Source organism: Mangrovibacterium lignilyticum, from assembly GCF_010882175.1.
Lineage (GTDB): Bacteria > Bacteroidota > Bacteroidia > Bacteroidales > Prolixibacteraceae > Mangrovibacterium > Mangrovibacterium lignilyticum.
Window position 1 is genome coordinate 809968 of the sequence record NZ_WKLH01000002.1, and the last position, 23357, is coordinate 833324.

Annotated in this window: 13 protein-coding genes; 1 reads left to right on the forward strand and 12 read right to left on the reverse strand. The window is 42.5% G+C overall.

Features of this window, described 5'->3' with window-relative positions:
* Positions 1 to 15: 15 nt before the first annotated feature.
* The 3 genes from GJV22_RS10550 to GJV22_RS10560 form a co-directional block, all read right to left on the reverse strand.
* Positions 16 to 3333, reverse strand: coding sequence for a SusC/RagA family TonB-linked outer membrane protein (locus tag GJV22_RS10550; protein WP_163712730.1), 3318 nt, complete (start codon positions 3331 to 3333; stop codon positions 16 to 18).
* A 97-nt stretch (positions 3334 to 3430) separates the two neighbouring features.
* Positions 3431 to 4447, reverse strand: coding sequence for a FecR family protein (locus GJV22_RS10555; RefSeq protein ID WP_163712733.1), 1017 nt, complete (start codon positions 4445 to 4447; stop codon positions 3431 to 3433).
* Between the two features lie 114 nt (positions 4448 to 4561).
* Positions 4562 to 5143, reverse strand: a complete 582-nt coding sequence (locus GJV22_RS10560; protein ID WP_163712736.1) for an RNA polymerase sigma factor — start codon at positions 5141 to 5143, stop codon at positions 4562 to 4564.
* A 336-nt stretch (positions 5144 to 5479) separates the two neighbouring features.
* Between GJV22_RS10560 and GJV22_RS10565 the strand changes: the two genes are divergently transcribed.
* Positions 5480 to 7903 carry an alpha-ketoacid dehydrogenase subunit alpha/beta gene (locus GJV22_RS10565; RefSeq protein WP_163712739.1) on the forward strand — a complete coding sequence of 808 codons (2424 nt, stop codon included), beginning with the start codon at positions 5480 to 5482 and terminating at the stop codon, positions 7901 to 7903.
* A 376-nt stretch (positions 7904 to 8279) separates the two neighbouring features.
* Here GJV22_RS10565 and GJV22_RS10570 read toward each other — a convergent pair whose 3' ends face one another.
* From GJV22_RS10570 to GJV22_RS10610, 9 genes are all read right to left on the reverse strand, one after another.
* Positions 8280 to 9155 carry a carbohydrate kinase family protein gene (locus GJV22_RS10570; RefSeq protein ID WP_163712742.1) on the reverse strand — a complete coding sequence of 292 codons (876 nt, stop codon included), beginning with the start codon at positions 9153 to 9155 and terminating at the stop codon, positions 8280 to 8282.
* Positions 9156 to 9165: 10 nt separating this feature from the next.
* Entirely contained in the window at positions 9166 to 10524 is a 1359-nt protein-coding gene (locus GJV22_RS10575; protein ID WP_163712745.1) for a sugar porter family MFS transporter, read from the reverse strand.
* 36 nt (positions 10525 to 10560) lie between these two features.
* Positions 10561 to 12780, reverse strand: coding sequence for an alpha-galactosidase (locus GJV22_RS10580; RefSeq protein ID WP_163712748.1), 2220 nt, complete (start codon positions 12778 to 12780; stop codon positions 10561 to 10563).
* Positions 12781 to 12847: 67 nt separating this feature from the next.
* Positions 12848 to 14422 carry a glycoside hydrolase family 32 protein gene (locus GJV22_RS10585; RefSeq protein ID WP_163712752.1) on the reverse strand — a complete coding sequence of 525 codons (1575 nt, stop codon included), beginning with the start codon at positions 14420 to 14422 and terminating at the stop codon, positions 12848 to 12850.
* A gap of 33 nt (positions 14423 to 14455) precedes the next feature.
* A complete protein-coding gene (locus GJV22_RS10590) occupies positions 14456 to 15973 on the reverse strand; it encodes a glycoside hydrolase family 32 protein (RefSeq protein ID WP_163712755.1) in 1518 nt (505 codons plus the stop codon).
* A 90-nt stretch (positions 15974 to 16063) separates the two neighbouring features.
* Positions 16064 to 17806, reverse strand: coding sequence for a RagB/SusD family nutrient uptake outer membrane protein (locus tag GJV22_RS10595; protein WP_163712758.1), 1743 nt, complete (start codon positions 17804 to 17806; stop codon positions 16064 to 16066).
* A gap of 21 nt (positions 17807 to 17827) precedes the next feature.
* Entirely contained in the window at positions 17828 to 21250 is a 3423-nt protein-coding gene (locus tag GJV22_RS10600) for a SusC/RagA family TonB-linked outer membrane protein (protein ID WP_205461835.1), read from the reverse strand.
* Positions 21251 to 21507: 257 nt separating this feature from the next.
* A complete protein-coding gene (locus tag GJV22_RS10605) occupies positions 21508 to 22491 on the reverse strand; it encodes a FecR family protein (RefSeq protein ID WP_163712761.1) in 984 nt (327 codons plus the stop codon).
* A 76-nt stretch (positions 22492 to 22567) separates the two neighbouring features.
* The gene (locus GJV22_RS10610) at positions 22568 to 23179 is read right to left on the reverse strand and encodes an RNA polymerase sigma-70 factor (protein ID WP_163712764.1); all 612 of its coding nucleotides are present in this window, start codon (positions 23177 to 23179) and stop codon (positions 22568 to 22570) included.
* Positions 23180 to 23357: the final 178 nt, after the last annotated feature.

Here is a 23357-nt window from a genome sequence, read left to right on the forward strand (position 1 = left end):
TTCAGTAATTTTTGATTAAAAATTGAGCGAGAATCCAAATAAAATCTTGCCTGCAATCGGGTAAATACCACGGTCTACACCCTGACGGTTATCCGTTGAACTTCCGGCTTCAGGATCCAATCCTTGATAATCGGTAAACGTGAAATAGTCATCCAATGAAACAAACAAACGGGCCTTGTCAATTTTCATCGATTCAGTTAATGAAGCTGGCAATGTGTACCCCACTTGTATTTGCTTAATTCGCAAGTAAGAACCATCAGAAATCATCAGGTCGCTCCGATAAACGTAGTCACTGGTATTGTTGGCTGCCGGACGACTGGCATTGGTATGGTTAGCTGTCCAGCGATCTTCAAACATAAAAGCAGGCTTATTCGAGAATGGACGATCTGAACGGAACCAACCCATAAATACATCATTCCCCTGAGTTCCCTGAATAAATACATTCAGATCAATACCTTTATAAGCACAATTCAATGTTGCACCATAAAGCAAATCCGGATGAGGATCTCCAATATAAGTTTGATCTGCTGCCGTGATTTCGCCGTCTTCGTCTGTATCGACAACAATCGGATCACCTGTAGCGGCATCAATTCCTGCTGTTTTATATCCTTTGAAATACCAGATTGGATAGCCTTCTTCGAACCAGGTCAGGTTGTACCCGCGAAGGTTGTCACCTGCAACCGGAGAGTCGACATTCAAACTTGAAACCTCATTATCCAGCGTTGACAGATTGAAGTTAACACTGTACTTGAAATCTCCGATATCGCCGCGATAGCCCAGTTCAAAATCGAACCCTTTATTGACAACGTCACCACCATTCACAAAAGGGTAAGGTTTACCAACTGATAATGGTCCGGTTCCGGTTACAATCAAGTCAGTCGTTTTCTTGTTGTAATAGTCAACCGCGAAATTCAATTTGCTTCCAAAAGCGCGCAAATCAACACCAATATCCACCTGCTTGGTTCTTTCCCAGCGTAAGTCGGTATTGATTAATTTCTCAATTTCAGCACCCGATTGGTAAACATCATCTGCTCCGGGGTACTTAATACCGGAGAACACCCAGAATTCCTGATCTTCGTTACCCGGTAAGTTTGATTTACTACCGTTTTCACCCCAGCTACCTCTCAGCTTCAAATAATCAATGGTTTCCGACGCAAAGAAATCCTCTTGTGAAATTACCCAACCGGCAGAAACAGCAGGAAAATACGCGGCTCTGTTGTTGCTTGGAAAAACACTGGCAGCATCGCGACGAATGGACCCTTCCAATAAATATTTTGACAGGTAGCTATAGGATAAACGTCCGAAGTACGAATTCATCGTCTGGTTCACATACAATCCTCCAACCTGGTCAAACTCGGTTGATGTACGATATCCCTGATAAGCATATTGGTCACCTGGGGCAATCATTGGGCCTGAGTGCATTGTCCAGTCTGGCGCCTGGTATTCCTGTGCCGAATAACCGGCTAATAATGTAATATCGTGGTCAGCCACAGAGACATTGTAAGAGGCGAAGTTTTCCCACAACCAGGTATACCACTTGTTTATCGTATCATCGATCGTAGTCATCGTGTTTTGATTCTCACTGGAGAAGTAGTATTCCGGAGTCCAGCTATGCTGAACCTGGTAAGTTAAATCCAATCCAATGCGTGATGTAATTGAAAGACCTTTCAAGGGTTTGATTGTCGCATAAGCCGATCCAAGGATCTTATCTTGTTCAATGGTGTTGTGGTAAGTTTGAAGCAAAGCCAACGGGTTTGTTGTTTCACCGGTTACATATTTTGCCAAACCATAATATTGACCTTCTTCATTTTGCAAAACACTGTACCCTTGATCCAACAACGATTGCACATTATCAGGCGTTCCGTCGTAAGTAACCGGAGTCAGCGGGTCAATCAACAAAGAGTTGTTCACGACACTGCGATACTCATCATCTTCGCCAATGTAGCGCTGTTTCGAATGAGAGAAGCTCATATTGTTACCAACTTCCAACCACTTATTCATGTTACTTTTTGAATTTACACGAGCTGTGTAGCGTTGATATCTTGCTTTATCGCCACCAACAATACCATCCTGAGAGAAGTATGATCCAGACAACATATAACTGGATTTTTCAGTACCCGAAGAATAGCTCACATGATGCTTTTGCATCGGTGCATCGCCAAATACTTCATCCATCCAGTCGGTATCTGTACCATCAAGTGTTACTTCACCGGCTCCCGATTCAGCCATCCACTGTTTATATTGCGCTGCATTCATCAGTTCCATGTCGCTACGCGCGCTTTGTACTCCATATTGAAAATCGTAAGTAATCTTGGCCCGATTACCTTTTGTACCTGATTTAGTGGTGATAATAATAACCCCATTGGCACCTTCTGTACCGTAGATCGCAGCTGAAGCAGCATCTTTCAATACTTCCATCGATTCAATATCAGCCGGATCGATGTTGTTGATATCACCGGTTTTCATCCCGTCAACAATGAATAAGGGGTTTGAATTTCCGTTGGAGTTTACCCCGCGAATACGAATTTTTGTACTGGCACCGGGAGAACCAGAAGTTGAAAGAACTGAGACCCCAGCGGTACGTCCCTGAATGGCTTGGTCGGCACGGGCAACCGGAACACTTTGTAAATCTTCCGCTTTCACACTGGAAATGGCACCGGTAACCAAACTTTTCTTTTGTACGCCATAACCAACCGCGACCACTTCTTCCAGCCCAATTGTTTCTTCCTGCAAAACAACGTCAATAGCGGTCAATCCATTTACATCAATTTCCTGTAACCGCATTCCAACGAATGAAACTTGAAGCACTGCATCGGCCGGGACATTGGATAGTTGGTAAAATCCATCAAAGTCGGTAATTGTTCCGTTTGATGTTCCTTTTACAACCACTGTCGCGCCAGGAATTGGTTCACCATCGGGTGCTGTGACTTTTCCTTTGACATCACCTTTTTGCTGAACATTTCTGAAATCTTCACCTAAATTCGTCAGGATAATCTGGCGATCTTTAATCACATATTTCACCGTTGTATTTTCAAAAAGGTCATCAAGAATATTGTTTATTTCTTGATTATCAGCAACAATACTTACTCTTCGATTCACATCAATTAAATCTTGATTGTACAAAAAGTAGTATTCCGATAAATTTTCAATTTCATTTAACACATCAGCCAAACGTGTGTTTGTCAAGCTGATTGTCATGCGGGACTGCTGTGAGTATCCCGAAAGAGCGGACACCTGAAAGAATCCGATTAGCAGAAAAAGTGCGGTTAGTCGCATAATCAATAAAGTTTTTTTCAGAGCATACCAGTCCCTGATTTTCTTAGATTTTTTCATAAATTTACGTTTGTAGAGTTGTTAAAATACACTGTAACGATTCTTCAAGCCTGATCAGGGAAGTGATACCAGCACTTTCCTGATTTTTTGCTTCTTGTCATTTCTTTTCAATAATAATTTTCCGTTTTACATATATGCCGTTTTGGTTTGGTTTGCGTTCTTCTATTTGGTATTTCATCGGTGTAGTTAGGGCAATCATCCGCAATATTTCATCCAACTGCTCATCTTTAAAAGTTGCCCTGAAATTGTATTTCTTTAATTGACTGTCATGAATTTCGATATCGACATTGTACCAGCGAGATAATTTTGCCATCACGTCTTCCAACGATTCACCTTTGAACTGCAACAACCCTTCAGTCCACAAAACAAATTCTGTCGCATCCACCTTGCTAATTACAGCTTGGTTTTGTTGTGTATTGTAGTCGAAGCGTTCATCCGGTTTCATCAGGTAAGCTGCCTGATCATTTTTGTCGAATATTTGCACACTTCCTTCCTTCAACACAACGCTTATCTTTTCATTGGCCGAATAGGCAGAAACATCAAACTGGGTTCCTAAAACCTGCACTGTCAATCCGTTTGTCCGGACATGAAATTTGTCGCCATCTTGGTGTTTTACATGGAAAAATGCTTCACCAACCAATTTCACTTCTCGTTCGTGATGGAAATTTATGGGGTAAGTCAATTCCGAGCCGCTATTTAACCAACCGGTAGAACCGTCAGGCAACACAAAGCTGGTGCGGGCACCGAGAGGCGAAACAATCGTAGCCATGGCTTCAGCACGTTGAGGTTCTTTAACAGTAAACCAATGAATTGCAAACAGCAATATGGGTATCATAAGAATAGCGGCAACGCGTTGGTAGTAATTCAACAGGATCTTCACTGTTGAAGGTTTCGCCGGGAATATTCCGTCATGAATTTGATCAATAAATCGTTTGAGTTTTGGCGACTTTGTCTCCCCTTCCGGAATGCTTTGCCAATTATCGTGTAAGAATTCACTCAACTCCTCTTCCGAATCAGCCTCAAACAACTCGTTCACCTGCTTGAAATCTGAACGGGTATACTTCCCCTCTTCAAACCTTTTGAATGCTCCTTTATATTTATCTCGTTTCTCCATTTCGTATCCTCAAGATCATTTCATTTTTCACAGGTTATATCCTGAAAAATTGAAACCCCCTATCCGAAATGAAAAAAATTACACAAAAAGTTTTTAAACGATACTAAATGGCTATCAGTGGTCATAATCCAGAAAAAGCACCAAAAGATTAAGACCTTCGGGCAACTCAGTCCCAAAACGATTTTTGAGGTATTTCATCGCTTCTGTTATTTGATTCTCAATTGTTTTAACGGAGATATCCATTTCCTCAGCGATTTGCTTAACCGGTTTGCCTTCTTTCTTCCGGGCGATGAAGATCTGTCGCCTCCTTTCCGGCATTTCCTCAATAAATAGCTCAAGTTTAGCGATGACCAACTGATATTGGTTTTCAAAATCCTGTACATCGGTTTCCGAATCCAGCTCGTCAACCAGGCTGTGTTTAAAGGCTTGTTCCTTCGATCTTCTTAGGAAAGTTTTTTTTACAGCATTGAACGTTATCGTGAATAAATAGGCCTGAAGTGAGGTATTAACCTTTAAGTTTTGCCTGTTTTTCCAGACTTTCAGAAATACCTCCTGAACGATTTCCTGAGCATCTGTTTCATTTTTCAGATACGAAAAAGCAAAGGCAAAAACCTTCTCACCGTAGTACTGAAAGAATTGTTTGAAGGCTCGTGAATCACCTCGCCGAAGTTGCTCTACGTTAAACGGTTGGTCCAAATCGTTCTCGGTTAATTGTGGTTTTTAGGCTCGCACAAAGTAATAAAATATTGCTAATCAGCTTCAATCTTAGGTTTCAAAACATATTCTGTATTTGTAAATTCCTTTCCCAATTCAACCAGCGACTCAAAAATAGAAGACACATAGGTCTGACTTGCTGAAGTTTAGACGACAAATCCAATTCACATTTTGTAAAATAAATACATTCAGCCTGTTTTTTGCAACAATTGGTGCACAAACAAAAGCACTTAAGAAACGTTTATTTGATAAATTTTTTGACAACTTTGCACGCGAATTAAGCAAGAGTTGAAGAAAGTATTAATCAAAAGTGTATTCATGTACCTTGAGAAATCAGAACTATTGGAATCGACTGAAAATAAAGCACTAGACCAAATCCTTAACGATTATTATCTGGCTTATCTTAGCCGACAACTAAGTGTTTTAGGAAGAAGAGAAGTTCATAACGGCCGCGCTCATTTTGGGATTTTCGGTGATGGTAAAGAGCTAGCGCAAATTGCTTATGCTAAAAACTTTCAAAAGGGAGACTGGCGTTCGGGTTACTACCGCGACCAAACTTTCATGTTGTATTTAGGATTACTTCAACCCGAAGAATTCTTTGCCATGATATACGGCGACACCGACTTCAATTTTAATCCATCGACCGGTGGTCGTAATTTCAACAACCACTTCAGCACGAGAAACATCAACGAAAAAGGCGAGATCAAAGATTTGATGAAGCAATACAATTCAGCTTCTGATGTGTCTTCAACTGCCGGACAGATGCCTCGTTTGCTGGGATTGGCTCAAGCCTCGAAACTGGTTCGGGAAAACCCGGAAATGAAAGAACATTTGAACAACAATGTTCACGGCAATGAGGTTGCTTTTGGTACAATTGGTGATGCCAGTACCTCCGAAGGCATGTTCTTCGAAACAATAAACGCTGCCGGTGTTTTGCAGGTACCAGTGGCAATAGCTGTCTACGACGATGGATTCGGGATTAGTGTTCCTAAAGAATTGCAAACCACTAAAGCTAGTATTTCCGAAGCTTTAAAAGGATTTCAAAAAACAAAAGGAACCAATGGAATTGATATTCTGACCTGTAAAGGTTGGGACTATTCGGACCTGGTATCGACTTTTGAAAAGGGGATTAAAACCTGTCGGGAAAAGCAATCTCCTGTCCTTTTTCATGTACAGGAAGTTACCCAACCACAAGGACATTCAACGTCAGGCTCGCATGAACGATATAAGAGCAAGGAGCGCCTGAAATTTGAAACAGAATATGACTGTCTAAATCAGTTTAAAAAGTGGTTGCTGGAGACAGGCAAGGCTGATGAAGATGCACTGAAGACGATTGAAAAAAGAGCTTCGAAACGGGCACGGGAGGCACGTGATTTAGCATGGAAACATTACACCGGAAGTTATGCCGCTGAAACTGATAGTCTGGAAGAAATTATTGTCCGGATCAAAGAAAACAAGGGCAAGCCAATCGATCATACGGAAGAATTAGAGACAATAAAAAATAAGGTATTCCCTACCCGCCGAGCGCTATTTAGTTTTGCCAAACGACTGAAATTTGAGCTTCACGGAGTTGAGGAATTACAAAACGAACACAAGCAACTTGCCGACTGGCTGGAGAAATTCGATGGTCGAACACGCAACTTTTACAATGGTCAACTTCACCGTGAAGGAGCTGATTCAACTTTAAATGTTGAAGCTGTTCCGGTACAAGTTGCTGAAGATGCTAAAATGGTTAACGGGTGTGAAGTAATCAGCCAAAATTTCGATAAGCTTTTTGAAAAATATCCCAACTTAGTCACTTTTGGTGAAGACACCGGCTTTATGGGCGATGTGAACCAAGGGATGAAAGGGATGCAAGAAAAATATGGTGCACACCGTGTTTCCGATACTGGCATTCGTGAATCAACAATTATCGGACAAGGAATTGGATTGGCATTAAGGGGCTTCCGTCCCATTGCTGAAATTCAATACCTGGATTACCTGATGTACGGACTGGCCAACTTGAGCGACGACTTAGCCTGTATGCAATTCCGTACCATGGGCAAACAAGCGGCTCCATTAATTGTGCGTACCCGCGGTCACCAATTGCAGGGAATATGGCACGCAGGTTCACCCATGCAGCTCATTTTGGGTTCTATGCGTGGAGTTTTCCTTTGTGTTCCGCGAAACATGACCCAAGCTGCCGGTTTTTACAACACCCTGCTCGAAGGGAATGATCCGGCTTTGGTGATCGAGCCACTGAAAGGCTACAATGTAAAAGAACAGCTTCCATCTAATATCGGCGAATACAAAATTCCGCTGGGAGTTCCCGAAATACTGAATGAAGGAACTGATGTGACCTTGGTTACTTATGCCTGGAATGCACATCATGCTGTAAAAGCGGCTCAATTACTGAAAGAACTGAAAAATATTTCGGTAGAAGTAATTGACGTGCAAACACTAATGCCTTTTGATGTCAACCACATGATCGCAGAGTCGGTCAAGAAAACCAACAAAGTAATTTTTGTTGATGAGGATGTGCCGGGTGGCGCCTCAGCTTACATGCTGCAAAAAGTCATGGAAGAGCAAAAAGCATTCAACTACCTTGATACAGCTCCGGTTACTTTACCGGCTGCCGAACACCGTCCGGCATACGGCATTGATGGAGAGTATTTCACCAAACCAACGGTAGAACGGATCTATGAAGCTGTTTATAATATGATGCGCGAAACGGATGTGAAAAAATATCCGCCTCTTTATTAGGCAAATACACTAAAAATCATAAAAAAAAGGTTGAACGGATTAATGTCTGCTCAACCTTTCATTTTTTGCAAAAAACAGGGCGGATGAAGATTATTCGTAAAAATTAAATATTGTCCTCTGAAAATATCTAATAAAAAAACCGCCCCGTTTTATTGTGAATATTTTGGGAATCGTTTAAGATGTGACCAACTGATAATTCGCCATTATTTCGCCAGAGAATAAGACTAAGTAGTCCGCTATGTAAGCCTAGACGTATAAACACGCACTTTTGTTCCACATTCCCCGCTTGATTTCAGAAAAAAAGAAGCCCGAAAGCTTCTTGTAATTCCCAATCAATTCTCAAATTAAATACGTTCAACCCGATACAATTTCCAATTTATAGGACAAAGTCCGTCTGATATTCCGGCATGGCACCATGTCGGGTACATACAAAAGCTGAAAGCTTCACTGCCATTTGATGAGTTTCCTTTAACGATTTACCAGTCAGTAATCCAACCACCATGGCAGCTGTGAACGAATCTCCGGCTCCAACAGTGTCTGCAACTTCAACGGTGGGCGTTTCCAAAAAACTACTTTCTTTCTGAGTAATCAAATAGCTTCCAGCTGTACCACAAGTCAAAGCGACCAGTTTTAAATTGAACTGCTCAATCAATGTCTGGCAGACGGTCTCGTCGGTTCCTGTTAAGCCAAATAAATCAGCTACGATCTTAATCTCATCATCGTTTATTTTCAACACATTGCTCAGCTTAAGCGAGTCTTCAATCAACGCTTTCGAGTAAAATTGCTGACGTAAGTTGATGTCGAATATCTTTAAGGCTGTATCAGGCACCTGGCTGACAAAGCTGCGAATCGTATTATGAGATACTTCTCCCCTTTGAGCCAGTGATCCAAAACAAACTGCTTGGGTTTGTTTGGCAATGGCTTCATATTCCGGTTTCATCCCGATAAAGTCCCATGCCACAGGATAGCAGATCTCGTATTCGGGAATCCCGTTACCACTCAAGGTAACTTTTACAGTCCCTGTTGGATAGTCCACTTGCTGCATATCATATTTCAATTCTACTTCATCCAGTTTTTCAATAATTTCAGCTCCCAACTCATCCTTGCCAATAGCACTGATGGCCAAACTATCCATTCCCAGTTTTGACGCGTGGAATGCAAAATTACATGGCGCACCACCCATTTGTTTGTGATCAGGAAATACATCCCACAACAATTCTCCAAGTCCGATTACTAAAGATTTTTGATTCATGTTTTGATATCTAAATAAGTCCTAATTCTTTTTCAATTTGTTCCAGCGATTTTCCTTTGGTTTCGGGAATCCATATTTTAACAAATACGAAGGCGATTACGGAGAAGATTCCGAAAATACCAAACAGGTAACTTAATCCCAACGTTCCCTGAATGACCGGAGCAAAGTAAACCGTTAGAAAGGTACACAGCCAGCTTACGGCTGTTGAAAACGACATGGCCACACCTTTAATGCGATTGGGGTATATCTCGGAAATAATTACCCACATAACAGGAGCAAACGAAGCGGCAAAGAAGGAAATATAAACCAGCATAGCGGCCAACACTCCCGGGCCGTATTGCACAGGTTTTGCAAACTCCCAGGTCAGATAAGCCAGCGAAACAATCATGCCAACTGCTCCCCACAGCAACAAGGTTTTGCGCCCTTTTTTATCGACCAGCCAAAGAGCGACAATGGTCATTAAAAAGTTTACCAACCCGACGATCATTGACATCATCACCGAATCGGCCTTTGCAGCCCCTGCTGCTTTAAACATTTCGGGCGCAAACATGATCACAGCATTGATCCCCGTGATTTGTTGTAAGGCTGCAATCAGGGTTCCAATCAATACGATCTTCCCGGTCTTTCCCTGAAATAGTTCGGAAATCGCCAGTTGCTTTTTCTTTTTTTCTTCGGCTATCGTTCTTTCGATCTCTGCAAGCTCACTTTTAATCAGTTGCTCACCACCGATTTTACGCATGACTGAAGCAGCATCATTTTTCCTTCCCTGTGCAACCAGCCACCTTGGGCTTTCCGGAAATGAAATCAAGATAAGGATCAGGTATAGCACTCCGAAAAGAGCCGGTACTACGAGCATGTAACGCCAGCTGTTATCTCCAAGTCCGATCAGCAAATAATCGAAGATATAGGCTAAAACAATCCCGATGGTAATGGCAAACTGGTTCATCGACACCAATCGCCCACGGTTATGAGCCGGGGAAATCTCCGAAATATACATCGGACAAACAACAGATGTTGCCCCAACCGCCAAACCGGAAAGAACCCTGAAGATGATTAAAACAGCCGACGATTCGGCCAGGGCACAACCAAGGGCGGAAATAATATACAGCACAGCCGTGGCCAGCATGACTTTTTTACGTCCGTAGTTTTTAGTGAAATTACCTGTAAATAACGCACCGATCAGACAGCCAAAAGTTAACAGGGCTGCGACCGTTCCCAATCCGCTGTCGGTTAGCAAAAATTCACCTTTCAGCATATCCACTGCACCGGAAATACCAGCCATATTCAAGCCGAAAAGCAAACCGCCGTTAATGGCTACGAAGGTGGTCCAATATAAATAGCCCGTGTGAATTTGATTATTTGTTTTCATAAGTTTAGCGTATTAGCTAGTTTTAATCGTTCTTGTTTAGTTTATCTCTTTCAGCAAAAAAACCGCACTATCGTATTGATTCGATATTTTCAATTCAAGGCCAACATTCATCAGGTAGTCACCCGGTAAAGTTTGCCCGTCACCCCAAAACCGGCTGCGGCCGTTTGTATTAATTTCTGTTATTTGATATCTCTTCGCCGGATCTAAACCATTTAGTTTTACCGTTGGAAAAATACCTCTGGTATGAGGCTCTATGCTAAATGCAAATAATACAGCATCTGTTTCGTCCTTGCTGACATACATTTGTGCAGCCCATCCTCCTTCATCATAAGGCGATATCAAACGGAATAAATCACCGTTGGTGATTAATGGCCGAACGGCTTGCTTGTAATTTTGAATGGCCTCCATGGCAAATGTCCGATCTGGCCCTTGAATATTCCTGGGTTGAAGCTCCATTCCCAATCGACCGGTCATGGCCACATCAAAGCGAAATTTCAATGGTGCCATCCGCTGCGTTTGATGATTGGGACTGGTAGAAACATGCGAAGCCGTTCCAACGGGCGGATAAATCAGGTTTGTTCCATACTGAATGAAAATTCTTGAAAGTGGATCAGTGTTATCCGACGTCCAAAATTCGTTGTGGTATTTCAAGGCTCCGTAATCCAACCGCCCACCACCAGAGGCACAATCCTGAATAACAAAATCAGGATATTTTGCACGAATCCGTCCATAAACGGAATACAAACCCTTCGTGTAGTCAACCCAGAAATGGGTTTGTTCCGACGTTGGCAACCAAGTCGATCCGGCCTGTTCAACATGCCGATTCGCATCCCATTTGATGTATTCAATTCCCGGATGAGTTGTCAACAGGCTATCAAATACATTGTAAACAAAATCCTGCACTTTCGGATTGGATAAATCCAGCAACCATTGGTTCCGCCAGGTTATCTTCTCCCGTCCGGGACTTTGGACAACCCACTCCGGATGATTAGCGGCTAATTCACTCTCAGGGTTCACCATTTCTGGCTCAATCCACAAACCGAATTTCAAACCTTTTGAATGTGCGTAATCGATCAGATAATCCAATCCATCAGGCAGCTTTTGCGTATTGGTTTGCCAATCACCCAAACCGGCATCATCGTTATTACGCGGATATTTGTTACCGAACCAGCCATCATCCAACACAAAGGTTTCAATCCCCATTTCTGCCGCATCATCCATCATGCCAGTCAGTGTTGCTTCATTAAAGGTAAAATACGCCCCTTCCCAACTGTTCAATACGATATCGTGCAATTTGGTACCACCCACCATTCCATATTTTCGTCCCCAATCGTGAAAGTTGCGCGAAACCTGCCCTTTCCCCTGACTACTGAACGTATAAATCATTTCAGGCGTTGTTAAGCTCTCGCCGGATTTCAAATGCCAATCCGATAAAAATGGGTTGACACCCGAAACAATGTTCAGTTTTTTCAATTCGTCAACCTGAAAAGTCAATCGGTAATTACCCGACCATGCCAGGGTTCCTCCATAGCAATCACCTTCATTTTCCTGTGCCTGGTGATTCAAGCTTACAATGAAAGATGCGTTTTCAGTCTGGGTAGTACGAACACCTTTTTTACATTCAATAACTTTAATACCATTTTCCAGCTTTTCCTCGACCACACTCATCTCGCCTGCCCATGCGCCATAAAAGTGCGTCAAATAATACTCCGAAGATTTTAACAGAAGAAAAGAGGAGGCAAAATTGGTCATCCGAACAGCTTCAGGTTCGTTATTCCGAATAACCACATGCTGGGTAATCACATCTTCTTCAACAAAAGCTTTTAGGTGTAATTCAACCTCCAATGCATAAATCCGATCTTTCAAGCGAATGATGGTTTCTGAAACACCTTGAAATGTTTCGCCTTTTTCAACCCCATCAAACGCCAGTTCTGTGTTCATGCTTCCATCAGCATGGACGACTGAAAGCGCTGGCTCGTTCACATTTCCCAGTCCAAATGTAGGATAAGCTTCATATGAAAAATCGCGGTTTGTATCCGGCTTAGGATAGGATTTTTGTAGCAAAAAAGCCGCTGGCGACTCGACTGCTTTCCCATAATATTGAAAAACAAGCCGGCCATTGGAATCCACAGCGTATACCAGCGAGGTAGATTTTGTCTGGATCTCGATTACTTTTGCGTTTTGAGCGAAAGACAACAGACAGGAGCTCAAAATCAGGATAAAGGCTCCTATAGTTCTTTTGTATATAGTTTGCATCGTTTTATTGGTTTAGTCGAAGCCCATACTCCAACTTTTTGTTGGTGCCACTTCATGCATAATACAATTACCAAATAGAATTTACGTCAACAAATTCCGACTTTGTCAGTGTTAACGGGCTTCCGTTGGAGAATACGGTCAATTTTGTAAATGGCTTGGTACTGAAAAATATCTCAGTCATCACTAACTCACCATCATCAACAAATATTTCCATCGAAGCTGCATCAACAAAAATCTCCAGTTTAATTTGTGAATATGCTTCATAAGATGCCTTATCAATTCCGGCGAACTTATCTGAAAAACCCATATCACCGGAATGGTTCCGATCAAAGTAAAACTGTTTATCAACCGATGAATAACTGAACTTAACATTCTCACCAAGCTCATTTTCAAAGACTAATCCGAATGACTCCGGTGCATTCTCACTCGTTTCAAATTCCAGCGAGAGGCGACTTTGATTCAGATTAATTCCGTGCAAATCCAGTTCTCGCTCACCCGAAATCTCTAAGGCTTCATTTTGAACGGGCAACTTCCGATCTGTAATCAAGTCCATTTCTTTAACAGGAGTTGATTTCACCACATAATTATCATTCACCTTTGCTAACGAAAGTACTCGAGGCAAAGTCATTGCGCTGCGCCACTTTTCTGTCGGAACAACCTGCGCATAGTCCCAATTGCTCATCCACCCGAGGAAAATCCGGCGTCCGTCTTCTTTCGGAACATCCGACCAGGTGACGCCAGCGTAATTATCCCGTCCGTAGTCAATCCAGCTTGTTTCTTTGGAATCAGCCGTAAATTGGTGCCCGTCAAAGTCACCTATAAAATATTGCGTTCCGGATCCGCCATTTGGTCCTCCCGGATTGATGTTGACTATCAATACCCATTTTGTGTCATCAGTTCCTTCAACTTGTAGAGGAAACAAATCGGGACATTCCCAAACGCCGCCGTGAGCACCGGCATCGGCTCCAAAACTACTTTCATAACTCCACTGTTTCAAATTGTCCGACGAATAAATCTGTACATGATCGTGAGCTGAAAGCACCAGGTTCCATTTCTGAATTTCTTCATTCCAAATCACATTCGGATCACGGAAATCGCGATTCCCATCGTTCGGGATGACCGGATTTGTGTCATACTTAGTCCAGCTTCGGCCTTTGTCCAGGCTGTAAGCAATGCCCTGCGATTCAACATCAACGCCGCCGGCTTCTGCTATTTCCGGATTGTGATAGGTGAAAATGGCAATAAGCGGTGGATTCTCAGCGGTTCCGAAACCACTGGTATTCTTCCAGTCAACCACTGCACTGCCTGAAAAGATATAGCCCAGACTGTCCGGATATAATGCAATTGGCATGTGCTCCCAATGCACCAGGTCGGTACTGATCGCATGTCCCCAATGCATGGGGCCCCAAACTGTTGAGTCAGGATAATATTGATAGAATAAATGGTATTCCCCTTCATAATAAACCATCCCGTTCGGATCGTTCATCCACGCCGAGTCGGGCGTAAAATGATATTGCGGGCGATATTGCTCGATAGAAGCTTTGTCCTGCTCAGCTATCACTTGTTTTTTCGAATTGGAAGAACAAGCCCAGCTAATCAGCAAGAAAAATACTGCGAAGTAGTTCAAATGTTTTAGGTTCATGTATAATCGTTTTACAGGTTTTTCAAATGAATATTACCAAATGTTTTCAAGTTCAATCAGGGTTCCTGATTCCAGCTTGATACTTCCGCTTTCGGCATACAATGAAATCTGATCCAAATTGCCTGAAAAGGGAATTTTTCGTGTGAGTGACACCAATCCATTCATTGCAAACAGCTCAACCGAACTGTGATCAATGATCAATTTCATATCCAAAGTTGGTTCACTCGTTATGTAGGGTGCATAATTAAAACCATCCCAAGTATTAGGAAAATCCCGCTGTATTGACGGATCTGCAATGAAAAAATATCTTCGTTCAGCCTGGTATCCCACCATTAATTGGTCACCTTCTTTATTTTTCAGTTTCAAGCCAAACGATTCAGCCAAGCCGAGGTATAACCTGTCATTTACATCGAAAGTCAGATTAATCTCAACGGGTAGTTGAAAACTCTTTTTGATATCCAAATCACCGGTAATCTTTGTTTCCTGAATTGAATTTTTCTTCTTTTCTATTGTTTCAATGGCCTCTGCAGGTTTCGAAATGAGATAGTAATCGTTGTATCTTTCGCTTAGCGTGAATTGGCGAACCAGCGTAAAAGTGCCCGAAGGTTCAGGGTGAATATTGAATTTTGAATAGATTGAATTATAAATGTCCGCCATAAAGACGGCTGGTTTATCGTTTGTAAAATAATCAGACAGAACAATCCCTGTGCAGACATCACTGCCATGATCGATCCATTTCGGTTTGTTGTGGGTTGACTTATATACAAAACCGTCAAAATCGCCAATGAAATACTGAATGCCACTGCCTTCATTCGGCGAGCCGGCATTAGAACTAATGCACAAAACCCACTTCATTTCGCTTGTCTCATTCACTTCCATCGGAAAAAAATCAAGGCCCGTCCACTCACCGGTTTTCAGGTAGACATCATCACCAAATCGACTTTGATATTCCCAATCGATCAAATTATCTGAGGCGTAAAAACGAACTTCGTAACCGGATAGCGCCAGCATCAGCCACTTTTGCAGATCATCATTCCAAATTATTTTGATGTCTCTGATCGGCTCGTAATAGTTGTCCAACACGATCGAGCTACCAGTATAATCGGTCCAACTGGCTCCGTTATCGTTGCTGTAAGAAAGCTTCAATTCCCCATAAAGATGTTGACCGGAAACTTCGTGCGAAGAGGTTTGATACAGAGCAACCAAGCTCTGAGTTTCCTCATTCAACCCGCTGGTATTATTCCAATCCAGCACAACTGCTCCCATTTCCATAGAAATCGCCGAATCCTGTCCGAGTGACAACGGACCATTTTCCCAATGAATTAAATCCTGACTTTCAACCTGCCCCCACTTTTCTATTTCCCCAGGGGTTATATAGCTGTAGAATAGGTGGTAACTACCATCGTAAAACAATAATTCGACCGGGCTTTGCAGAATGGAATCGTTTAAGCTGAAATGAATTCCGGGATGAAGTTTCGCATCCGTTTGTGATTCCGTGCAAGCTCCAAGAATAATCGCCAACAAAAGTGAAAATAGAATAGCTTTTTTCATTGTTTAAGTTTAAGTCTCAGTCAGGTTGGTATAAGTTAAAGAAGATTCATGGAGGGCATTTATTCTCCACTCCATGAATCACACATCCTTTTAATAACCCACGTTTTGAGTATATAAGCCTTTGGTGAAATCAATTTCACGCTGAGGAATCGGATAATATTCATCCCTCGCGGCTGTGAACATGGCGTTGTTCAAAAAATCTTTCCGTGTTTTTTCTTTGGCCAGGTAAGCATTTAAAGTCTCTTCTGCAATTCCCCAGCGAACCAGGTCAAAAAAGCGTGGACTTTCCAATGCAAACTCCAATCTACGTTCCCAACGCAAAGCCATCCGGGCATTTTCCTGCGTCCAGCTCAAATTTGAACCGTCATATTCGGCAATCATATAATTTGAAGGAGCAGTTCCATCTGCGAAGCGTGTTCTTCCGGTACTTTCTGATGCCCGGTTCCGAACTTCATTGATCAAAGGCATCGCTTTATCCTGTTGTCCCATTTCGATGTAAGCCTCAGCTTGCATCAGCAACACATCGGCATAACGAATGATATCGATGTTTTTGGAAACGCCCATGAACGGACCTTGTTTTTTATAGCAAGAGCAATCGGCCGCCTGCTGTTCTTTCATACTTTGGAAATAACCGTAAACACCGGGGTCGCGAACCCAACTGTTGCTGAAGATATAAGTATCCTCGTTCCGGTACTTGTAAGGGTGACCGTCAATTCCAACAGAGTGATCAATACGCGGATCAACAGTCACACCGGTAGGCGTAATGTCTGCCGCACTCAATTCAACATCATTAAATGTCTGGAATTTAGGCAAACCACTGGCATCTGTTGCAAATGCGTTGACCAGGTTTTGACTAGGCTGGTGGAAACCACAGCATCCGTATTGCGGAGCTCCGTGTGGATAGTTCAACCCATTTTCAAAGTTTAACCGGCCCGAAGTTGTTCCATCGCTAATGGAAAATTGAATTGCAAAAATCGATTCCGGGCCATTGTCGTAGCCGTTCAGGAAGTTCTCAGCAAAATCAGGTTGCAAGCTGTAGTCTCCTGATTCGATAACCATTTGACAAAGATCAACAACCTCTTGCAAACGAGTTTGATTGATATTGGTAACCTGGTTATTCTCATCCTGCTCGTAAGCTTGATACAATCTCAGTTTTGCCAGGTAAGCTGCCGCAGCATATTTGTTGGCACGACCAACTTCAGCCTGGGTTTCCGGAAGATTATCAACTGCAAACTGAAAATCCTCGGCAATCTTGTTCCAAAGTTCGTCATTGGTGTACTCCCTGTTTGACGTTTGTAGAATCTCTTCGTTTGTCAAACTTTCGTCGATATAGGGAACATACTTGAACAAAACTTTCAACATAAAATGAGAGTGTCCTCTTAGGAAACGGGTTTCAGCAATACGGGTTTGGCGCATACTGAAATCTTCATCCGTGAGTTCATTCAGCGTACGTAAAGCCGAATTGGCCCGTGAAATAGCGCGATAGTAGTTTTCCCAGGTGTAAGGTAAGCCAGCCAACCAACTTTGATAAGGCTGGGTTAAATTGTACTGCTCGTAAAAGTTGAAGGGCTCCACATCGGAAACACCACCACCACCTTTGTAAGCATCATCCGAACGGACACTTCCGTACACCCACATACTGGCAATCGGGCCAATCATATCGTCATTTCCAATACCGGCATAGGCTGCAGTAACCAAACCTTCCGCACCTTCAACACTCGGGCTTCCTGCCGTAATAAACCCTTGCGGATCGGTTTCAAGATAACCCTGGCATGAAACAGCTAAAAGGCTAACCAGCACGATTATATATTTTTTGATGTTTTTTATATTCATGATTTCTTAAGTTTAGATTGATTAGAATGAAACATTTACACCAACTGAAAAAGTCCTCGGAATCGGAATGACATTCACATCTGTTCTTTCAGGATCCGGTCCCTGGAATTCTTTACTCTTAATCCAGAATAAGTTTTCAGCCATAACATACAAGCGTAATTTTTCCATACCTAGTTTATCCATTGTCGAAGCAGGCAGGCTGTATCCCATCTGAACATTCCGCAATTTGAAGTACGAAGCATTTACGTTGAGATAGTCTGATGGGCGGGTTTCATTGTTGCTGTCTGATAAGGTCAAAGCAGGAACGTCCGAGTTTGGATTTTGAGCTGTCCATGCTCTGAAAACACCAGGTCCTACGTTGTCGCGGCCACGAATAAAGTCGTTGTAGAATGTGTAAGGATCGTATCCTGTTTTTCCGGCCACACCTGATCCGAAAATTGACAAGTCGAAATTCTTATAATTCAGATCAACCCGAAGGCTATATTCCAGTTTTGGAAGTAATGTTCCCAAAAACTTCTGATCGAGGGAGTTAATTTCTCCGTCATTATTCAAGTCTGCCCAACGGATACGTCCCGGTGCAGCGCCAACCTGGCTGGCATGATCATCAACCTCACCCTGATTTTTAAAGATGCCATCGGCTACGTAACCAAAAATAGAAAGCTCTGAATGTCCGACAACTGTTTGTTCCGAGTTACCTGGGTAAGCTGTTCTAACTTCTTCCGGCAAGTCGGTGATTTTATCGGCAAAGTGACTGGCACTACCTGCAATTTCGTAGTTAAAGTCGCTATTCACTTCTTTTCGATAACTCAATGCAAATTCCCAACCGCTATTTTTCTTGGTTGCACCATTCAAAAACTGCAACTGACCTTCACCTAAGGCCGAAGCAACTGGTGGTTGAATTAAGATATCGGTTGTTTTACGGGTGTACCAGTCGAACGAACCCGCTAATTTGCCATCGAAAAATCCGAAGTCAATACCAAGGTTCAACTCATCGGTTGTTTCCCATCTCAATGCCGGGTTAGCCGCTTGAACCGAAACGAAGCCAGACGGCAAGTTTCCGGTATCCTGACCGCCCAAAGCATAAGCCGAGCCAACATTCCAATAATCATCAAAGAAGTCATTATGGAAAACGCCATCGACCTGACTGGCGACTGCTCCGTAACGAGGCTCAAATAAACCTAAGCTGGCAAAGTCACCAACATCCTGGTTACCTACACGCCCAACACCTGCACGGAATTTCAAATTGGTGAGCTTATCCATGCCTTGAAGAAATGATTCTTCGCTGAGACGCCATCCGAAGGTCGCTGCAGGGAAGAAACCATAACGGTTGTCCTTGCCGAATCGGGATGAACCGTCGCGACGTAAAGTAAACGAAGCCAAGAATCGCTCGTCGTAGTTGTAATCGATCTTACCAAATTGAGAGAAAAGACGGCTACCTGTAGCGGTACCAAAACTGTTCCCGTTGCTGGTACCTGCACTCAATACAAAGAACTCTTCGGTTTGCGAAGAAAAGCCTTCCTTGTATCCGGTGAAATCTTTAAAATCATCGCTTACTGCTTCAATACCCAACAGAAATCCGAATCTGCTCTTTCCTGTTTCCAAACTATAGTGAGCCGTGTTTGACCATGTTATACTGGTAAAGTCACTATTGTAAATCTGAAGGCTATTGACCGATCGGGCGATGAACCCATTCGTAAATGCCGGCTCAATATCTTTGTCCTCAACCATGGAGTAGTCTATACCTAAAGTGGTTCGTAAAACAAGGTTCTTAACCGGTTGCGCTTCGGCATAAACACTTCCAAATAAATAACGGCGATTGGTATTGTCCCAACGATTTATGTATTGCATCATCACCGGGTTATTACGGTCTGAATAACCGGAACCGAGAGGGCCGCCATATTCGCCTGTTTTGGTATACAAAGGAATTGTCGGCGCCAGCGTAATTGCTAATCCCGGAGTAGGAGCGCTACCCAAGTCGGGTGTTTCCAGTGTCTCATTTGAAGAAACGATCTGTGCGTTAATACCAAACTTAACTTTATCATCCAGCATGCTGGTTTGTCCGTTAATACGGGCAGTTACCCGATCGTAGTTGGTATATTTCAGCATACCGGTGTTTTTGATGTACCCCACGTTCATTAACACGGATGACTTTTCGGTGCCTCCGGAAACGGTCAAATCGTTACTGATAACAAAACCGGTTTCATAAGTTGCATCCTGCCAATCAGTATCGCCTGCCGGCACATTCGAATCACCACCAACAAAGGGTTGTGTTGTAACACTGTTCAATACAGGGTTGTTGTAATCGCCATTCCAGTCGAAGTTGTAAATTTCGCCGTATCCACTTGTAGGATCAACACCATCGTTTACTGATGCTTGCCATAAAGCGCGACCACGATCGACTGCGTTTAGCATTTTGAAACGTTGCGGTTTTTCGCTTTGTACCGAAAAGTTTGAGTTGAATTCAACCTTAACTTTTCCCTTCTTTTCTGAACCGTTTCTGGTTGTAACAATCACAACACCGTTCGATGCACGCGCACCATAAATAGAAGAGGCGGAGGCATCCTTCAATACCTGAACCGAAACAATTGATCCGGCGCTTAGCCCCTGAAATACCTCGGGACGTTTGGTTGGAACACCATCTATGATATAAAGCGGATTGTTATCGCCCAGCGTATTTACACCACGAATTAAAATCCGACTGTTTGCTGCGTTTGGCGAACCATTCTTTTCAATATAAAGACCAGGCACGCGTCCTTGTAAAGCCTGCATTGGATTACCAGAGCTCAAACTCACATTCTCAATAGATTGCAACTCAATTACCTCAATTGCACCGGTCAAGTCTGCCTTACGCTGAATTTGGTAACCAACGGCTACAACCTCGGCCAGGCCAATTGTCTCTTCCTGTAAAACGGCATTGATCACCGATTGGCCGGCAACCGCAATTTCCTGCGACTGCATCCCCACAAAAGAGAAAACCAATACATCGTTTTGTCCAATATTTCCTAGAGTATAATTCCCGTCAAAATCGGTGATTGTTCCGTTTGTGGTTCCCTTAACCACCACCGTTACACCGGGAAGCGGCGCCCCCGTATCGTCCGTGACATTACCACTAACCTGACTTTGCTGCATTCCAATTTTCTCGTCAACACCAGCATCAGTTACTGCAATGTAACGGTCAATAATTTTATAGGTATAGCCTGTGTCTTGAAACAAGTCTTGTAAAACTTTCTCAATATCGTCTTCATTGAAGTCGACACTAACGACCTTATCCAAAATTTGTTTATCTGATTTCAGTACAAAGTGGTAGTCAGAGATCTCTTCAATTTGCTCAATAACGTCTTTCAAGCTCGAATTCATTTTTAAAGAAATAGTTCCGGCTTGACCGTAAGAAGCTGCATATAACTGCATACTAAAGATGAATACAAGAAATGTAGTTAGCTTCATAATTCGCAAAATTTGTTTATGCCCCACTTTAGGTGGAACAGATTCCGTTTTTTTCATAAATTTGAAATGTTAAAGTGAATACTGGCCTTTTTCAGAAGGCTTTTATTACTTACTGTATGTGGATGCTTCCAACATCTTCCATACAGTTCAGGCCGGTAATACTAACCCTGTTTCCGGCCTGTTTCTTTGATTAGTCTGTCATGTTAGATCGTTCTTTAATGATTAATAGATAGGTTTGTACGAATTAAATATTGATGTTATTCCCAATAAATCAGGGTCGGTTCTCCGGGGCGGGGTAAAATGCGATATTGAAGAGAAGAAGTCATCCTGAAAACTTCCAGAATCTGGTCTATCGGTTTATTTTTCATGATCGTACCGAAATAAAGCTCATCTGCCAGTTCTTGGTCTTCAATTTTAATTTCGACATTGTACCAACGTTCCATCTTTTTAGCAATGTCTTGTAGCTTTTCGTTTCGAAAGGTAATTAGTCCTTTCTGCCAGGAGGTATATAAATCTGTGTTAACATTTTTCACAACGAGCTCTTTCGAATCGTCATTATATTTAACGTTTTCGCCGGGAACAAGGCGGGTAAATTCTTTCCCGGTTTTACTTAGAACGCCTAAACTCCCCTCAACAAGCGTTGTGTTAACTTCTTTTTCATCTTCGTACGCTTGAATGTTGAATGAAGTTCCGTAAACCTTAAAATCAAGCGATTTTGTCTTTACGGTGAAAGGGTGATTTGCATCCTTGGCAACCTCAAAAAAAGCCTCTCCTTGCAGTTCGACCGTTCGATCACCTGCTGCAAAATTACCAGTGTAGGCAAAATGACTTCCTGAATTCAATTGAACGGTTGTACCGTCGGGTAAAGTCAGATCTGACATTTGCCCCAAAGGCACATCAATGCTCATATTAGAAGCGTAAACCGTCTCGGCACTTTTTCCAAATCTGAGCTGATTTTGAAAAACCATTCCCAACGCGAAAAATAAAACGATAATTGCGGCATACCGCGTGTAAGTGTAGAGACGACGGAGGTTTTCCTTACGATGAATCCGGCGAATCATCACATCATTCCAAACATGTTGCGCATTGTCTGCCGATTTTGAAGTGAGGGCGTAAGCTTTTTTAAGTTTGACAAACTCTTCTTTGTTGTCTGACGAAGACTCGATCCACTGAAAGATCGCTCTTACTTCCTCTTCAGAAGCTTCGCCGGCAATGTATTTTATGATTTGTGCGTATTCCATTTTTGTCGCTTTGTACTTTTAGTACACGCACATTGGGGGACACCCTATATCGAAAAGAAAAAAAATGAAATCTTTTTTACGACATGTAATGCATAATCATTTGAACCAAAACTGCGGGTAGGTATTCGCCTAGCTTAACGCTTAATGTTTTCAAGGCACGCGTGATATTTGCTTCAACCGATTTTACTGAGATTTGAAGCTCATCCGCGATCTCCTTATTCTTTTTGCCTTCGAAGCGACTTGCCATGAAAACCTGTCGACATTTCTCAGGGAGTTCGCTAATTGACCGATAAATTAATTCCTCCATCTCTGAAAATTCGAGCGCATCAAAGTCGAACGAGTCCAATACTTCGCTATTAAGTTTTCCTTCCATCGCCTGCAAATGCCGGTCTTCATATTTACTGACTACCTTTTGATGGCGAATAAAATTCAGACAACTTGATTTGGCAAAGGTGTACAGAAACGACTTGATTCCATTCGGCGACTGAATCTTCGACCGATTCATCCAAAGGTTGATAAAAGCTTCCTGAGCCAAACTAGCCGACTTATCGTGATCGGAAATAAACTGGTTACAAAAGCCAACTATTGGATTATAATGGGCTTTAAACAGCTGTTCAAAAGCAGATTCGTTTCCACTTTTAAATTGAAGAAATAGAAATTCGTCTAAGGCAGAAGGTTCAGTTAACATTTATTGCAAATGCATCAGTTTGTGATACAAATATGTATTTTTTTTTTGATTTGCCTATAATTTCAGCGGCAAGGCTTTTATGGTTCGACGAAGTTTCTGGTTTTCCATTCCAGTTTTTGTTTAAATAAAAAGCCAGGATCATTCATAAAAATAAAATCGATCCTGACTTCTTAATTTG

Bases quoted from the DNA above. Each gene is read 5' to 3' on its own strand.
- GJV22_RS10605 (WP_163712761.1), bottom strand. From the start codon at position 22,491: ATGGAATACGCACAAATCATAAAATACATTGCCGGCGAAGCTTCTGAA.
- GJV22_RS10585 (WP_163712752.1), bottom strand. From the start codon at position 14,422: ATGAACCTAAAACATTTGAACTACTTCGCAGTATTTTTCTTGCTGATT.
- GJV22_RS10570 (WP_163712742.1), bottom strand. From the start codon at position 9,155: ATGAATCAAAAATCTTTAGTAATCGGACTTGGAGAATTGTTGTGGGAT.
- GJV22_RS10590 (WP_163712755.1), bottom strand. From the start codon at position 15,973: ATGAAAAAAGCTATTCTATTTTCACTTTTGTTGGCGATTATTCTTGGA.
- GJV22_RS10595 (WP_163712758.1), bottom strand. From the start codon at position 17,806: ATGAATATAAAAAACATCAAAAAATATATAATCGTGCTGGTTAGCCTT.
- GJV22_RS10580 (WP_163712748.1), bottom strand. From the start codon at position 12,780: ATGCAAACTATATACAAAAGAACTATAGGAGCCTTTATCCTGATTTTG.
- GJV22_RS10550 (WP_163712730.1), bottom strand. From the start codon at position 3,333: ATGAAAAAATCTAAGAAAATCAGGGACTGGTATGCTCTGAAAAAAACT.
- GJV22_RS10600 (WP_205461835.1), bottom strand. From the start codon at position 21,250: ATGAAGCTAACTACATTTCTTGTATTCATCTTTAGTATGCAGTTATAT.
- GJV22_RS10575 (WP_163712745.1), bottom strand. From the start codon at position 10,524: ATGAAAACAAATAATCAAATTCACACGGGCTATTTATATTGGACCACC.
- GJV22_RS10555 (WP_163712733.1), bottom strand. From the start codon at position 4,447: ATGGAGAAACGAGATAAATATAAAGGAGCATTCAAAAGGTTTGAAGAG.
- GJV22_RS10565 (WP_163712739.1), top strand. From the start codon at position 5,480: ATGTACCTTGAGAAATCAGAACTATTGGAATCGACTGAAAATAAAGCA.
- GJV22_RS10610 (WP_163712764.1), bottom strand. From the start codon at position 23,179: ATGTTAACTGAACCTTCTGCCTTAGACGAATTTCTATTTCTTCAATTT.